Below are 15809 nucleotides of genomic sequence, written 5' to 3'. Positions count from 1 at the left end.
GCAATGCTAGGTCGGCCATGGCTCAAGGAATGAGCCTGTGCAGCGCGGCGGCGGCGCCGGTCGCCGGGCCCTACTCACGCAAAGTCTGCGAAGTCCGCCACCTTCAGATCGCTACAGCCGTTCAACATGTCCGACGCCAGGCTGCGCTTGCGGGCGAGCAATGCATCCAGCTTTAAGTCGAAGCTGGGCACCTCGTCGCTCACCACGCTGGGGTAGTAGATGTTCACGGTGCGGGTCTGCCCGATGCGGTAGGCACGCGCGGTCGCCTGATCTTCCTTCGCCGGGTTCCAGGTGCGGGTGAAGTGGATGACGTGGTTTGCAGCCTGGATGTTCACGCCAAAGCCCACCGCCAGCGGCGACAGCACGATGGCGCAAAATCCGGGCCTGCGCTGGAAATCATCGATCAGCTTCTGGCGGTTCACCAGCGCCCGGGGGTCGGCCGAGGTGTCGCCGTTGATGATGTGCGGCGCAAAGCCGAAGAACGTGGCGATCACCCGCTGCAACAACAGCTGCAGCTCGCGGAACTCGCAGAACACGATCACCTTGTGCGCGTCGTCCACCCTGGCTGCCAGGTCCTTCATCCGGTTGATCATCCAGCCCATCTTGGGCGACTCGTTCACCAGGCGGGTCACGTCGATGGTGCGGGTGTCACCGTGGTGGTGCCCGTGCGGGTCGGAGCAGATCTGACGCATCGCCATCAGCGTCTGCAGCTGTGCCGACGGGTTGGTGTCACGCTGCTCCCGCAGCTGGTTCAGGGCGGCGCGGTACAGCCCCAGCTGGAACGCCGACATCGGCAGCTGCTTGCAGTCCTGGTCCTCCACCGGCTGCGGCAAGTCCTTGGCCACGTCGGTCTTCTTGCGGTGCAGGATCTGCGGCTTGATCACCGTGCGCAGCTCTTCCACCTTGGCCCGTTGCTCGTCGGTCTTGGCCTCGATCGGCTGTCGGTAGGTGCGCGAGAAGTGGTTCAGCGCACCCAGCATGCCCGGCTGCACAAAGTCGAACAGGCACCACAGGTCGGCCAGCGTGTTCTCCACTGGTGTGCCGGTACAAGCCACCCGGAACCGCACCTTCTGCTTCTTGGCCGAGCGTGTCACCAGCGCCGCCGGTGTCTTGATCTTCTGGGCTTCGTCGCAGACCATGATCGACCAGGGCTGCGAGGCCATGGTGAATTCCAGGTCACGCATGGTCTCATACGTGGTCAGCACCAGGCGTGCTCCACCCACCCAGTTCTTCACCAGCAGCCGGGTCACGCCCTGAGCTTTCAGCTCGGCATCCAGCTGGTGCCTGGGCACCCGCAGCGGCTTCAGCGCATCGCCATACAGCGTCAGCATCGGCATCGTGCCCGGCAGGAAAAACTTCTCCAGCTCGTTGCGCCAGTTCTCCAGCAGGGCGACGGGGGCCACCACCAATGCCGGGGGCAGCGCCGGGTCCGCATCGAAGCAACTGGCCATGAAAGTCAGCAGCTGCAGCGTCTTGCCCAGGCCCATGTCGTCGGCCAACACCGTGCCGCGGCACTGGTCGGGCGACAGTGACCAGAGGTGCTGCAGCCAGGCCACGCCTTCCTGCTGATACGGCTTCAACTGCACCTCCGGTCGCAGGCCGGCCGGCACCACCATCTGGTGGCCATCGGGCGGCAGCAGCGCGTCGGTGCGTTCCTCGCTGTAGTCGATCTCTTCAAGGTTGCGCTTGAGCACCAGGCGCTGCTTGGCCTGCTTGCCAACCGCAGGCTTCTCGGGCGCAAAGGTCTTGGCGCGGATCTGCGCCCCGGCCTGGGCCAGTGCAGCGAGTGCATGCCGGGCATCGTCGATCGGCACCGGGCGTGCCAGCCCCGGCAGCGGCACGGCCTTGTCACCGGCAGCCGCGGCCGCATCCACGGCGGCCTGAAGCGAAGGAATCTCGTCGAAGCGGATCGGCACCAGGGTGACGGCACCGGTCTTCGGATCTTGCACCCGCACACCGGCAGCGGCCTCGCCTTCGAACCAGCCGCCGGCGCCCGGCGGCTTGGCCACCACCGGGACGATGAATGGCCGCTCGACGCCGATGCCCTCCACACGCGGCGAGTAGTTGTCCAGGTCGAACAGTTCCCCGGCAGTCCACAGCTGAGGCTGCACCCAGGCGCGGTGCCAGCCCTCCAATTGCCCCAGGTGTTCAGCTGTGTCGCCCTCGATCTCCAGCTCATGCCCTTCCCAGAAGCAGCACTGGGCACCCTGCTCGAGCCGCAGGTGCAATCTCTCAATGAAGGTCTGCAAGGCCGTCGGCACGTCAAACCAGACGGTCTCGGCTGCAGCGTCTTCCGCACCCAGGCCCTGCACCAACAGGCCGACGCGCTGAACCTCACCCTGCGGCCCATGTTCGGCATGCGGAGTGAAGCGTTCAAAGGCGATGCCGGCCGCCACCCGTGCCGTCTCGATCTGCTCGGCGTCCACCGCCTTTGCCGCACCTTCACCCAACACGGCGAACGGATTGCGCACGAACGCCTCGGCACGCGGCCCTGACACCCGGCGGCCAGGCATGGCCTTGATTTCGGCCAGCACGCGTTTGACCTCCGGGTCGATCAACACGCGCACCAGTGACGCACCGTCGGGCACGTCATAGCTGTCCTGCAGCGGGAGCACGTCGAAGCGCTCCAACCAGCGGACGGGCGCTTCATCGAAGCCGGGAATCAATTCGACCGTGTTGTGGTCGGCAGCCTCGCTGCGGCGCATGGCCAGGCGCAGACGTTCTGGCGTCAGGATGATGGTGCGCGCCACATAGTCCGACACCTCGCAGCCCGCATCAGTGGCCAGGCGGCGGATGCGGGCGAAGCTGGTCTCCTTGAAGTTGCGGCTGCGTTCCGCCGCCGGCACGGCATGAAACGCACGCAGGTGCTGCAGCAGCTGCCACACCGTTTCGGGCAGGAGTTCGAACCGGTCGCCAACCTGCAGGGACGCACCCACCAGCTTGGGCGTGGGTTGTGCTGGCTTGCCCTTGGCATCCGCCCAGCCATCCAGTTGCAGAACAAACTCGGCATCGCCGACGGCGCCGCGCGATTGAATGCGTGGGCGCGCAGCGGTGTCGGGTGGCATCAGCAGGGCCAGGCGCTGGCTTGCCAAAGCTGGATCACGCAGAACCGCATGCACATCGGACCATGGCAGGTGGAACGCGTCATCTCGCCGCTCGCCGAAGCCCTCGGTGTAGAGCTGGGCCAGCCTGGCGCCCAAATCGGCAGACACCCCGAAGGCATGCGGCATCGCCAGCCAATCCGCTGCGGTTGGCGCCGGTGACGGGTAGGTCAGTCCAGCGTCTGTGACCTGTACGGCGGCGCTCGGCGCCACCGCTACTGCCTGTGCTGGTGCCGTATCGCGCTTGAACATCTTCCCGAACATGTCAGTCGTCCGCCTCGCGGTAGTAGCCCTTGCCTGCGACATACCTGAAACTCCAGCGTTCGAGCATCACCCGAAGTCCAGGATGGTCCTCAGGCTTCAGCATGCGCACCCACAGAGCACCACCCTTCTTTCGGTTGTCCTCCATCGCCAGCCCAGCATCCTGGCATAGCCATTCAAGCTTCTCGAGGCGCACGCGGTTCAGTGGTTCCCGAGGCAACACACGGCCGTCAGATTTCACGCGTCGGGGTTCAGGGGTGTCGTCTTTCGGTGGCGTGAATTCAGGCCAGATCCCCTTGAGCAGGCTTGCTCGCTTCAACGGATCTGACTCCACCAAGGATTGCGTTGGTGTTTGTGTGCGTGGCACTGACGTTCGAACTGGCAACTCAGCAGCCGGCGGTCGCTGGTGTACAGGCGCTGGTCGACCCAACCGCCGCTGTAGTTCGATCTCGAACTTCGACTCCCACGGACCGGCGTGCGTGAGGCGCTCCGCTTGCAGGGTCTGCTTGAGCTGAGCAATTCCAAGACTCTCCTGATCCAGATCGGTCTTGAAGTCCTGCCGATCGAACACATAGCAGGCATTCCCGGTCTTGCCGAACTCGATGACCAGCAGGTGGCCAATGCACATGACAAACGCGTTGTTGGCGCGTTCGGGGTAGCCAGTGAGTGCGCGCAGCCGCCCCTCCATGCGGCGGCGAACATCCACGAACAGAGCGCTGCGGTTGCTCATGGCGTCTGTACCCAGCACGAACCACATGTCGCTGATCAGTGGCTCCCACTTCAGCCAGTATTGCAATCGCCTGACATCGGCAGAGCCGTCCTGCGCCAGCAGGCTGAAAAAGTCTGCGATGAGCCGCCGCTTCAGCCAGCTCTCCACCATCTGCCGGGCGGTCTCGCTCTTGACCGATGCGTCCCACGCGGTGCGCTCCAGCCACGGGTTGCCGATGCGGTGCAGGCAAGCGTCTCGCAATCCCGCGTGCTCAGGCTTGTCGCGGCAGCGGGCATAACGTGCGACGGTCAGTGCCATCGCCTCCCGCGCCACCATGCTGGGCAGTTGGTGGCCATGCTGATCACCATGCACCACGGCCAGCAGCTGCGGCATCTCCGCCTGGAAGGGCGGATCGTCCACCCGGATCACCTCGTTGACGTAGGCCATCACCGCCTCGTGCCACACCCAGGATGTAGGTGCGATGTCCAGCCCCGCGCACACAGCTTCCAGCTCTGACCGGTCACCGGCACGCAGACTCTTGGCGTAGCGGTTGCAAGGGCTGTCGCCCAGCAGGTTGCGATGGGCCAGCAATACCTCCAGCCAGCCAGGTGATCGGCCGCGGCTGCTGGCTGCCTTGGCGACAGGCAGCAGGTGCTCGTCCAGGTAGCCACGCAGGCCCAGCCAGTTGCGCCTGGCATCGGCAAGCCCATCGCCTTCGCGCTCGAAGCCGAAGTACGCAGCCAACAGCCCCTGGTAGCAGCGGCGGAACTGTTTGGCCTGCCCCTGCCGCTCCTTGACCAGGTCCAGCAGCCTCTGCAGCAGGGCCGACTGGTCGATCAGCCGGTCGCCATCGTCGTCCACGGACACCGTGACGCCGTAGCACACGTACTTCAACTGCGTGAATGACTCGACCTGTCGCTTCCGCATGAACTTGCGCACCGCCACCACCATGTCATCCCGGGGCGGGCGGGCACGGTCATCGTCACCGCCAAAGGTCTGCTGCACCTCCTTCAGCGCATGCCGCATCGGCTGCGTGTTCGGTGCCCAGCCCAGGTCCTTGGTGCCTGGGTTCAGCACCAGTGCCGCACGCAGTCGCCCAGCCAGCAGGTTCAACGATCTTGGATCGGGCATCGCTCTCTCGGATCCAGGGCCTTGACCAGGGCCTCATCGTCAATCGGCGGCGAGGGATTGGCAGCCTCGTCCTTCAGGTCTTGCCGCGTCTTGAACTCGAGCTTGAATTCGATGCGCCGGCTCGCGTCCAGCGTGTCGCGCAGCGAGTTGAACGACGCACCACCCACGAAAAAGCGGGTGGCGATCAGCTTTCGGTCGTCCAGCGACAAGCCTTCGCCCGGCCGGGGCTCACGTAGCAGCTCGCACAGCACACGCTCACTGCGCTCCAGGCTCAGGTTCAGGTTGAACAGGTAGGTGCCGGTGCGGCTGGCGTAGCCCTCCACCACCGCACGCTTGAACCACTTGGCGCCATCGGGGCTGCGCAGCTTGGCCAACAGCTGCGGGGTGAACTTCAGCACCAGCTCACGCTGCTGCGGCGACAACGTGTTCTGCCCTTCGCGCTCGAACTGTCCACGGGGCCCGAAGTCGATGGTGCGGTCGGTCACCCGCACACCGTCAGCGATGGCGGACTGCCGGATCTCGCCCATCAGCCGGGCGATGGCTTCGCCGCGGTCCTTCTCCTCCCGCTCCTCCTCGGACTGCTTCTTGGTCACCGCCAGCAGGGCCACGCTCATGGCGACCAGAAACAGCACCATCAGGGCCGACATCAGGTCAGAGAACGAGATCCAGAACGGCTTCTCGCCTTCCTCGCGTGAACGCCGGCGCGCCGGTTGTTGCAGGCTCAACATGCTGTGGCCCTCCGGGTCAGCCGCGGGCCGGTACGTTGTCGAGCACGTCGCCCAGGTCCTGGATCGCACCCTTCAGGTAGTTCACCGCCTGGGCCAGCTCCTGGTGGAACGCCGCATTGCTGCTGCGCAAGGTGGTTTGCACGTTGCTGGCGAATTCGGCATGTGCCGTGCCGAGGACCTCGCTCACCTTTTCCAGGTATCCCTCGGCGTTGCGCTGGGCATCCAGCAGCCGCTCGCTGGCTGTGCCCAGGCTCGACACCAGCTGCTGGGTCAAGCCAGCCTCACGCTTGGCTGCTTCCACCGTGGAGCGCAGGTCGTTCACCATGGCGGCGATAGCGTCGCGCACCGTACGCTGGTCCTGCAACACCCGCTCGGTGCTCTTGAGCGCGGCATCGACTGTCACTGCAGATCGCACCAGTCCATCGGCCGAATCGGTCAGACCGTCTGACACCTGGCGGAGCTTGTCCAGGTTGTCAGCCAGGCGGGTGGACGTGGTGTGCAGGCGCTCCGCACCCTGCGCCATCTTGTCGACATTGGACTGTGTGCTGAGCTGCAACTTGTCGACCGACTCTCGCATGGCCTTGGCAGCTTCGTCCACCGCGTCGATCAGGTCTTCCACTTGTTCACCGTGCGTGGCCAGCAGCTTGTGAGCGCGTTCGGCCAGTTCTGCCTGGCGGGTGCTGTGCTCCTGCTGTGCCGCATGGCTCTGCTGCTGCAAGCCCTGGACCAGCGCACCCGTGGACTCTGACAGCTCCCGCATCATCTGCAGCGTCAGCTCGGCAGCGTCACTCTGGCCCTTGGATACATCCTGCTGCAGCTTGTTGATGAAGGCGGCCATCTGCGCGTCACTCTCGGCCTGGCGGTCGCGCATCTGCGCCATCAGCTCTTCCATCCGCTTGGCCATGGCATCCGTGGCGCCGGTCCCCGCCTGTTCGATGCGGCCGGCCAGCTGGTCAAAGCGCTGCGATGCGGTCTCGATGGTGCGGGCCGTCTGCTGCAGCATCTCGTTCATACCGCTCAGCTGACCGCCAAACATGCCTTCCATCTTTGACGAAAACGCACTGAGCACGTCAGTCAGCATGCGGTTCACCGCATCACCCTGGTTGCCGCCCACGGTCTCCACCGCGTTGGAGATGCGCTGCAGCGGCTCTTTCAACCCTTCGGTCAGGCTAGTTGCGATGCTCTGACCCAGCTGCTGGCTGGTGGCCGTCATCGTGGCAATCTGCTGCTGCGTCAGCTCGGTCAACACCTGCTTCAGGTCGGTGACCAGGCTCTCCTTCATTTGCAGCGCCTGCGTGGCCGAGGTCTCAGACGCTTCGACCAGACGTTGCAGATACTCTTCACCGGCGCCGGCGTCAAAGAGGCTGTCGATCACGCCGCTCAGGCTTTCAGTGGCGGTGTAGAGCTTGTTGATCAACGCCTTCTCGACCAGGGTCACCAGCATCGCCAGCAGGATCGCCGCGCCCGACACCAGGAAGGCGCCGCCCACGCTTTGGATCAGCGTGGCCAGGCTTTGCCGCACCTGGTTGGCATCGTCGGTCACCTGAAAGCCTTGCAGGCCAAGTATCAGTCCGGTGAACGTACCGATGATGCCCAGCCCGGTCAGCATGCCGGGCAGGTGCTTGTAGAACTCGGTGCGCAGCGGCCCATCCACCAGCGACTGTTCGGTGAAGAAGCCCTGGGCCAGTGCAGTGGCACGCCACCGCACCACCTGCAGGCTGCCGAACTCGTCAGCCCGCTTCTGCGGGTGCAGGGTGTCGCGGTATTCGGTCCAGCAGTGCTGCAGCTGCGGGCTGCCCATGGCCGACTGCAGCACCTCATCGAGATCCAGCACCTGGCCTCGTGCCTTGATCGAATCGATGGAACCGCGGGCTGACTTCAGCTGGCGTCCCACACGAACGCCGGGCAGGACGAACTGAATGATGAAGAAGAGCACGGCCACCGCAAGCAACCCACCGACGCCCCAGTGGAGCGCGGCGCTCCACATCTCGAACTGACTCCCCGACATCCTGTCTCTCTCCCTTGGATTCCAAAACAACTTCAGCGCGCTTGATGCGCAGCGCTATGCAAAGTTCACTCTCGAGCAGCCGCGCCAGGTCGGCACCACACACCGATCAGCAGGTCACCGCCATCCTTCGAAGATGCCTGCGCTGACAGGTAGCCCTGCGACCTGTTCGGTCATGTCGCTGCCGGAACGGGCGCTCTTCCCTCGTAGGCCATCACGATCAGCGTCTTGGCGGCGTCCAGCTGCTCCTGCGTTGTCAACGCCACTTCCAGATCGCCCGTGCCCCAATGGCCCTGCTGGCTGACGTCTCGCGCGTTGGTCAACAGCGGCCGCACCGCGGCAGGGTCCAGGTGCAGGTACAGCAGCAGCCGGCTCTTCTGCGGCACCACGGTCGCGAAGTTCTTCAAGCGCTTGTAGGCGGCGTACAGCTTCAGCTCCTTGCGCTGCACGTCGTCGCCCAGCGCAAACATGTAGTCCTCCAAAGAGCTGAGCAGGTCTTGCAGGGCGGGCGCCATGCCAGACACCACCTCGGCATAAGGCTTGTCCCAGCTCACGGGCTTGTCCGTGGCCGCTGCTGGGACTGCCCCGGCGGCCGTCTGGCTCTCGGCATCGGTCGGATCGCCTTCGGCCTTGCCCGGCTTCTTGCCGGCCGGCGATCCGCCTGTCTGCGGCGCGGTATGCACCTGCTCCAGCAGCAACAGGTCTGCGCCGAACTGCCGGTAGCGGATGAGGTCGATGCTGTGGTGCATCTGCCGCACCGCATGGCCGTCGAACTTGGTGAAGGCACCGGCGATGCACACCACCCGGGGCGCCTTCCACTCGATCGCTTGCGCTGCTTCGGCGCCCAGGCGCTCCTGCGCCAGCAGCCGGAACTCACCCTTGTGGTCGAGCAGCCAGTCCAGGTAGTACAGGCCCTGGTTGATGACGCTCTCGCCCACCGCGCGCTTGTATTCCACGATCACGGGGCAGTTGTCCTCGTCCAGGCCCAGCGTGTCGATGCGCCCGCCGTGGACCTTGCCGGTGCTGTACTCACTGGCCAGCAAGCGGATGCCCAGCATCTGCTCCAGGTTGGCCTCGATCAGCTTCTGCAGTGGCTTCTCGAGGTCGGACGCGCTGCCTTCGAGCTCGGTGGCCTTGCCATCGACCAGGCGGTACAGCTTGATCTCGCTCATGCGGTGCGTCTCCCGCGCTTGCTGGCCCGCTGTGGTGATCCCTGAACGGCCAGCCGGGCGACCATCACGGCGGCCGACTCGTCGTCCGCATCATGGGGAACGAGTTCGCCGCGAAATGCCTTCGCGAGCGCGCTCGGTACGAGGTTGCCTACCGAGGTCGCCGCGAGCGTCGTTCGACGCTCTAGCTCGTCGGCGAGCGTCATCAGGCGACGAACTTGATCAGTTATTTCCCTCTGTACTTTCAGGGGTGGAACCCGAACTGGCGCGTACATAACCGTCTGCTGATTGATCTTCGGCATGTTTCCCGCGGTCCCTGTTGCTCTACTCCGAAACCATTGGCGAACCGGGTCTGACTTCAGCAGCAAGAGCAAGAACTCAGGTAACACCCGTGCATTCGCGCGGCACTTCATCATCAGGTCTGGATAAATGAAGCTGGCGGGTGCTCTGTCGTAAATCGCACTTGTACCCACGTATTCCAAGGTGTTCGCTCTCTGGATCAGGATGTTTCCCGGCGACAACCAGAGGTGCGAATCGGGAGGTATCACCTCATCTATGTACTTGAAGTGCTCGGGTTTGAATCGGCCTGATGTTGTTGCGGACAGGGTGAGCGTCCTCGTTCCGGTCACGTAGTCGACTGACTTCGGCGAGTAGCCGTTCCTTGGCTTGCCTTCCAGCAAATCACCAAGGATCGCGGCGTCCCACTCAGACTCGGAAGAATTCTGACGATCGAGGCCCAGAGCCCCGCCACATGCGACGTTCACGACGGACTGCCTAAACCGTTGCAACATTGGCGCGACGCGGTCGAGTCGGTCGCGGCAGGCATCGACTCGCGCGAGGATCGCGTCGAGCTTGTCGGCAATGCGCTGCTGTTCTGCAAGTGGCGCGACGGCGATCTTGGTTGCCTCGAATTTTCCTTTCGTGACATGCCGAAGCCCGACCCCACCATGAGCGATATCGATCAGGTCGTTAACCGTCTGGTTGATTGCATGTTTTAGGAAGCGCTTGTCGAATAGCGCGTCGTTGAAGTCGACGCGAAAGATGTGCTGATTCAGTACGGCATCGCCGCCTGCCCAAATGTGGGCACCGAACGACGTGCCGGGCGTACCTGACCAGGCGAACAGCAGTTCCCCACCTCGGAGGCGGTTGCGCTCACCCACCTCACCCGCAAAGTAGTTGTACGGCGCATCGCGCTTGTTCAGGTTCTGAATCCGAACGATTGGGAGACCATCGCCTTGCCACTCTGCGGGCTTGAACGCACGACCGTTCTTCAGATCACAGATTTCACCGATCGGCACCTCGGCCCAACCCACCGGCATCACCCGTCGACCTCCGCGCCCAGCTCGGCCAGGATGGCATCCAGCTCGGTCATGGCGTGCTCCAGCTCCTGCATCGCAGCCTGGGCCAGCGCGGCGGGCTCGGGCAGGTCGGCGGCGTCTTCAGCGTTGTCGTCCTTCAGCCAGCTCAGGTCCAGACTGTCGTCGCGCTGCGCGATCTCGTCGCGGCTGAAGCGGCGGAAGCGGCCCGCCTCGCCTCCGTCCACGCGGGGCGATGTGCCGTCAGCCCGTTCGCCATAGGCATCGATGAACGGCCGCAGATGGTCCAGCGTGAACGGCGTGCGCTTGCCGAACTGCGGCATGTTGGCCCGCAGGTCGTATACCCACACTGCATCGGTATTGCCGGTCGGCGTGCGGCCACGCTCGAAGAACAGCACATTGGTCTTCACGCCCTGGGCGTAGAAGATTCCGGTGGGCAGGCGCAGGATGGTGTGTAGCCGGCACTTGTCCATCAAGTCAGCGCGGATCTGCTTGCCCACGTTGGCCTCGAACAGCACGTTGTCGGGCAGCACCACGCCGGCCCGGCCACCCGGCTTCAGGCTGCGGTAGATGTGCTGCAGAAAGGCGAACTGCTTGTTGCTGGTGGGGTAGCTGAAGTCGTCGCGCGTGGGCAGGCCGCCACCCTTCTTGGTGCCGAAGGGCGGGTTGGCCAGGATCAGGTCGGCATCGCGCAGTTCGGTGCCTTCGGCTGACAAGGTGCTGCCCACGCGCACCGGCCCCTGGCCCGTGCCTTCGATGTCGTGCAGCATGCAGTTCATCAGCGCCAGGCGCTGGGCATCGGGCACCAGCTCCATGCCCACGAAGGCGCGCTTGCGCTGGAACTCCTGCTGCGCCAGCGTCAGGGTGAACAGGTCGTCGGTCTGCTGCTTGATGTAGTGGTCGGCGGCGATCAGAAAGCCGCCGGTGCCGGCGGCCGGATCCTGGATCACCTCGCCCGGCTGGGGCTTGAGCACCTCCACCATCGCGCGGATCAGCGGCCGGGGCGTGAAGTACTGGCCGGCGCCGCTCTTGGTCTCGTTGGCATTCTTCTCCAGCAGGCCCTCGTACAGGTCACCCAGGCCGTCGGTGCGGGCCGAGTACCAGTCGAGTGCATCGATGTCGGCCACCAGCTGGGCCAGGTGGCGCGGCTCCTTGATGCTGGTGCCGGCGTCGCGGTAGACGGCAGCCACCAGCGGATCGGGCGCACCACCCAGCACCAGCAGGCCGCGGCGGTAGTGGTCCAGCTGGTCCACACCATTGCGGGCCGTCAGGTCAGCCCAGCGCCAGCCCGCAGGCAGGCGGTGCTCGGTCTGCGTCTCCTGGGCCATCTTCAGGAACAGCAGCAGCGTCAGCTCGGTGACGTACTGGTGGTAGGTGATGCCGTCATCCCGCAGAATATCGCAGAGCGACCAGAGTTTCTGGACGATGTTGTGGGTTGACATACATCAGCCCCCGATCCTGTCGAGCTTCTCGCTGATTTCACCTAGCGATTCGGTTACGCGATTTGCAAATGTATGTTCTTTGTACCATTGGAGTTCACCACAAACCATAGACGCGAAAGACCCATTTGCGGTCCAGTCGAGGCTGCTTTCAAGCCGATCAACCGCACCAACTACATCATCCAATGTCGAAGTAACTCCCAACGAATCGGGGAGTTTGGATTCGACATCGTCTAGCTTGTCTCGAATTTCAGCAAGTAAATCAATCACTCGCTCGTTTTGTTTTGCGAGCAGATCAAGCGCTCTCACAAGTGCGTCAGTCATTTCCATCTTGTTCCATGTCGATCAGAGATTTTCAGCGGCTTCAAATATGGTGCTTCAGCACTGAAGCAACTTGATGAAACTTGGAGGATGAGGCTACGCAGCGTCGCTCCACACGGCGTCTTCCAGCTCGGCCAGTACTTCGCGCCCCTGACCGTTGAACACGGTGTCGATGGCGCGGAAGCCGCCGTGGGCCACGTAGGCGCCCTGGCTGAAGGTGGCCTCGTCGACCACCACCTTGTCCTTCAGCGTGGTGGCGATGCGATCCAGCCACTTGCGCTGGGGCGTGCTCCAGGCGCGGCTGGCCAATAGACGGGCCACCGCCTTGTCGACCCGGGTGCTGAAGGGCACCAGCGGTGAGCCCAGCGCCAACTGGCGGATGTAGCCGATCAGGGTGGCGGCCACGTCTTCCTGCCGGGCCTGGGCCCAGGCGGTGCGCACATGGGCCTCGGTGAACTGGTGCTGGGCCAGCTCCACCATCAGGCTGCGCAGGTGCTCGGCAGTCAGGTCCCGCGGGCGGGTCAGCACGATCTGCAGGGCCGCGATGCGGTTCACGTTGTCGTTGATGAAGCGCTGGAAGGCACTCAGGTAGTCATCAGGCCGGGTGTAGGCACCCCAGCCATGCTCGACCCCCAGCAGTTCATCGGGATGGTGTGACACCACCATGTCCACACCCGCGGTGGGCTCGGTGTGCCCCAGCAGGCCCGCCAGCTGGGCACCATGGGCCTGCACCAGGGCCTGCATGCTGGCCAGGGGCAGATCCTTGAGGCTGGCGGCCAGGGCCTGGGCATCCTGCCCGGTCAGCAGGGCCAGCTCGGACAGGGCAGCCTGCAGGACTGGCCGCTGCGGTGCCAGGCGTTGGGCACGGCGCAGCAGGTTGCGCAGCCGCACCACCAGCTGGGCCCGCACCTCGTCGGCATGGGTGACAGGCTGGCGGGTGCGGGGGTTCTCGCCCACGATGGTGCCGGCAGCGGCCGGGTCTTGCAGTTCCAGCATCAGCTGCGGCAGCGGCGTGGCGGCCTGCTGCACCACCGGGCGCATGGTGTTGACAGGGGCCAGCGCGGCGTACAAGTCCACCGCGTCGAAGATGCGGAAGTGCTCCTTGCCGATCTCGGGGCACAGCCGGGTGGCCCGGCCCAGCATCTGCTCATAGAGGATGCGGCTGCGAACCCGGCGCAGGAACACCAGGTTGCTGATGCGCGGCACATCGATGCCGGTGGTCAGCAGATCGACGGTGACGGCCACCTTGGGCAGGGCCTCGTTCTTGAACAGGCGGATCAGCTGGTCGGGCTTGTCACTGCGGCCGGTGATCTTGAGAACGGTCTTGTCGTTCAGCTCGCCATGCTCGGCGGCCAGCGCCTGGGTGAGCAGGCGCACCACCAGGTCGGCATGCTGGTCGTTCGCGCAGAAGACCAGGGTCTTCTCCTCGGCCAGTGGGTCCAGCTGGCGGGCCAGCTCACCACACACCACCTGGTTGAAATGCTCGGTGATGACAAGCCGGTTGAAGTGGTCGATGTCGTAGTCCACCTCGTCGGGCAGCACCTGTTCAGCCTCACTGCCCAGGGTGTTGAGCAGGGTGACGGTCTCACCGCTGTCGAAGTGGATGCCGTTCTGCGACAGCAAGGTGCGCAGCCGGATAGGCGGCAGATGGTCTACCAGCCAGCCGTCGACCACCGCCTCCTGGTAGGTGTAGGTGTAGACCGGCAGGCCGAAGATCTGGGTGGTGTGCTGGGCCGGCGTGGCAGTGAGCGCCACCTTGAAGGCGTCGAACTGGTCCAGCACCCGGCGGTAGGCTGAGATGTAGTCGGCCTCGTCGCGAAACTGCAGCTCACCTTCTCCCATCTCGCGGTCGAGGATGTAGCCGCGGTGGGCCTCGTCAATGATGATGCAGTCGTAGCGGTCAACCGGCATGTCCCCGGGCTGACCACCGAACAGCCGGCGGGCCATGCCCTGCACCGTGGCCACATGCACCCGGGTGGCGCTGTCGGGCGTGATGTCGGCCAGCTCCTTCAGGTCGTAGATCTCGGTGAAGCGCTTGTTCTGCTCCAGCCGCGCGTCCTTGAAGGCGTTCTGCGCCTGCTCGCCCAAGGCAGAACGGTCGACGAGGAACAGCACCCGCTGGAAGCGCTTGGCCTTCAGCAGCCGGTAGATCAGGCCGATGACGGTGCGCGTCTTGCCGGTGCCGGTGGCCATGGCCACCAGGCACGCGCGCTGCCCGGCTGCGATGGCAGATTCCACGGCCTGCACGGCAGCGATCTGGTAGTCACGCAGGTTCAGGTAGCCGTGGGGCTCGGCCTTCAGCATCTGCTCGGCGGTGGGCAGATCCTGCGCCAGCAGCTTCAACAGGCCGTCGGGGGTGTACCAGTCGGCCAGCGCCCGTGCATGGTGGGTGACCTGGCGAACATCCCGAAACCAGACGCCGCTGCGCTGCTCGAACTGCCGGTGAAAGGGCCGGCCGTTGCTGGCGAAGATGAACGGCACTCGGTAGTGGGTGGCCCCTGTGACGGTGGCCGTCAAGGCCGGCCAGCCGGGAAATGCACCCAGCTTCTGTCGGTCCCAATCGCCCGGGGCTGGTGCGGCGCCATCGTCCAGCGCCTGCAGGCCGAGGCTGTAGCGCTCGGCCTGGCCAACCACAGCCGACACATCGGTGCTGAACTTCTTGGCCTCCACCACACCCACGGCCACCATGCCGCAGAACAGCAGGTAGTCGGCCGGGCCTGAGGCTGTGGGCCACTCGGCGATGGCCAGGTTGCGGCCAGCCTCCGGCCGGGTGCCACGGGCGTAGCGCAAGGTGTTGCTGTCCACCTCCCAGCCGGCATCCCGCAATTGGCGGTCGATGATGGCGCGGGTCTCGGCCTCGTCCAGGTCGATCAGGCGGGTGGCCTGCTGGATGGCCTGGCTCACCGCAGCGGCGGGTTTGCCTGCTGCAGCCTGCGGGGATTCGAGGATGGCCTTCAGCTCGCGGTCGAACTCGGCCTCCAGGCGCTTGCGTTCGGCTTCTTCGGCCTGGGCCAGCTGCTCCCATAGCTGCCGCTCCTGGGTTTGCGCAGCAGCGGCAGCTTCGGCCTGCAGCCGCTGCGCTTGCTCAGCGGCAGCCGCGTCCCGGGCTGCTTGCAGATCTGCCTGAAGACGCTGGACCTCATCGGCCTGGCGCCTGGCCACGTCGATGTAGCTGAGGTTGGTCGGCGCAATGAACGGGCCGGGCTTGAAATCGGCGCCGGGACTGCGGAATGCCCGGTGGAACCAGATGCCGACCTGGCGGGCGATGCGCAATGCGCTGCCGGCGTCCCGGGCATCGATGCTGGGGCTGTGCACACCAGCGTTGCCTTGGGTGCGCAGCATGTGCAGCATGCTGATCACCTCGCCATCCACCAACTGACGGCGGCGGAATTCAGCCAGCAGGTCAGCCTGTTTGGTGTCGGTGCTGGCCTGAAGACCGTGCACGGCGGCCAGGTGCTGGGCCACCACCTCGCCGAACTGGCGCAGCTTCAGCAGGCAGGCGTTGGGGTCGGCGATGCAGTACCGCTCGGCAGAGATTCCAAGCTGGGCCATCAACGGATCTGCCCGCTCGAGAAACGCGAAATTGCTTTGCGATGAACCTGCCGTACCAACCATGCGGTTTTCGTAGC

General features: G+C 64.8%; 10 protein-coding genes. 1 reads left to right on the top strand and 9 read right to left on the bottom strand.

Going from position 1 to position 15809, the window contains the following annotated elements; all coding sequences use genetic code 11:
- Positions 1-74 precede the first annotated feature (74 nt).
- On the bottom strand, positions 75-2885 hold the full coding sequence (locus FFT10_RS21210) for a DEAD/DEAH box helicase (protein ID WP_228027220.1): 2811 nt from the start codon (positions 2883-2885) through the stop codon (positions 75-77).
- On the opposite strand from FFT10_RS21210, the gene FFT10_RS28365 reads away from it, so the two are divergent.
- Positions 2850-3263 carry a hypothetical protein gene (locus FFT10_RS28365; protein WP_228027219.1) on the top strand — a complete coding sequence of 138 codons (414 nt, stop codon included), beginning with the start codon at positions 2850-2852 and terminating at the stop codon, positions 3261-3263. The genes FFT10_RS21210 and FFT10_RS28365 overlap by 36 nt on opposite strands.
- 103 nt (positions 3264-3366) lie before the next feature.
- Here the strand turns inward: FFT10_RS28365 and FFT10_RS21205 are convergent, their stop codons facing one another.
- The 8 genes from FFT10_RS21205 to hsdR form a co-directional block, all read right to left on the bottom strand.
- Positions 3367-5184, bottom strand: coding sequence for an EH signature domain-containing protein (locus tag FFT10_RS21205; protein ID WP_162520872.1), 1818 nt, complete (start codon positions 5182-5184; stop codon positions 3367-3369).
- Positions 5181-5930, bottom strand: a complete 750-nt coding sequence (locus FFT10_RS21200) for a flagellar motor protein MotB (protein WP_137734873.1) — start codon at positions 5928-5930, stop codon at positions 5181-5183. Before FFT10_RS21200 ends, FFT10_RS21205 begins: the two co-directional genes overlap by 4 nt.
- A gap of 16 nt (positions 5931-5946) precedes the next feature.
- Complete coding sequence (zorA, locus tag FFT10_RS21195) at positions 5947-7968, bottom strand: anti-phage ZorAB system protein ZorA (protein WP_228027218.1); 2022 nt, start codon at positions 7966-7968, stop codon at positions 5947-5949.
- 140 nt (positions 7969-8108) lie between these two features.
- A complete protein-coding gene (locus FFT10_RS21190; protein ID WP_137734872.1) occupies positions 8109-9107 on the bottom strand; it encodes a DUF5655 domain-containing protein in 999 nt (332 codons plus the stop codon).
- Positions 9104-10423 carry a restriction endonuclease subunit S gene (locus FFT10_RS21185; protein ID WP_137734871.1) on the bottom strand — a complete coding sequence of 440 codons (1320 nt, stop codon included), beginning with the start codon at positions 10421-10423 and terminating at the stop codon, positions 9104-9106. The genes FFT10_RS21190 and FFT10_RS21185 overlap by 4 nt, the downstream gene beginning before the upstream one ends.
- Positions 10423-11862: a class I SAM-dependent DNA methyltransferase gene (locus tag FFT10_RS21180; protein ID WP_137734870.1), complete on the bottom strand. Its 1440-nt coding sequence runs from the start codon at positions 11860-11862 to the stop codon at positions 10423-10425. The genes FFT10_RS21185 and FFT10_RS21180 overlap by 1 nt, the downstream gene beginning before the upstream one ends.
- A gap of 3 nt (positions 11863-11865) precedes the next feature.
- The gene (locus FFT10_RS21175; RefSeq protein WP_137734869.1) at positions 11866-12183 is read right to left on the bottom strand and encodes a hypothetical protein; all 318 of its coding nucleotides are present in this window, start codon (positions 12181-12183) and stop codon (positions 11866-11868) included.
- A 93-nt stretch (positions 12184-12276) separates the two neighbouring features.
- On the bottom strand, positions 12277-15795 hold the full coding sequence (gene hsdR / locus FFT10_RS21170; RefSeq protein ID WP_137734868.1) for a type I restriction-modification system endonuclease: 3519 nt from the start codon (positions 15793-15795) through the stop codon (positions 12277-12279).
- Positions 15796-15809: the final 14 nt, after the last annotated feature.

It is taken from the genome of Pseudaquabacterium pictum (assembly GCF_005403045.1).
GTDB lineage: Bacteria > Pseudomonadota > Gammaproteobacteria > Burkholderiales > Burkholderiaceae_C > Pseudaquabacterium > Pseudaquabacterium pictum.
The sequence above is the reverse complement of the archived record's forward strand: the minus strand, read 5'-3'. Positions and strand labels throughout refer to the sequence as shown.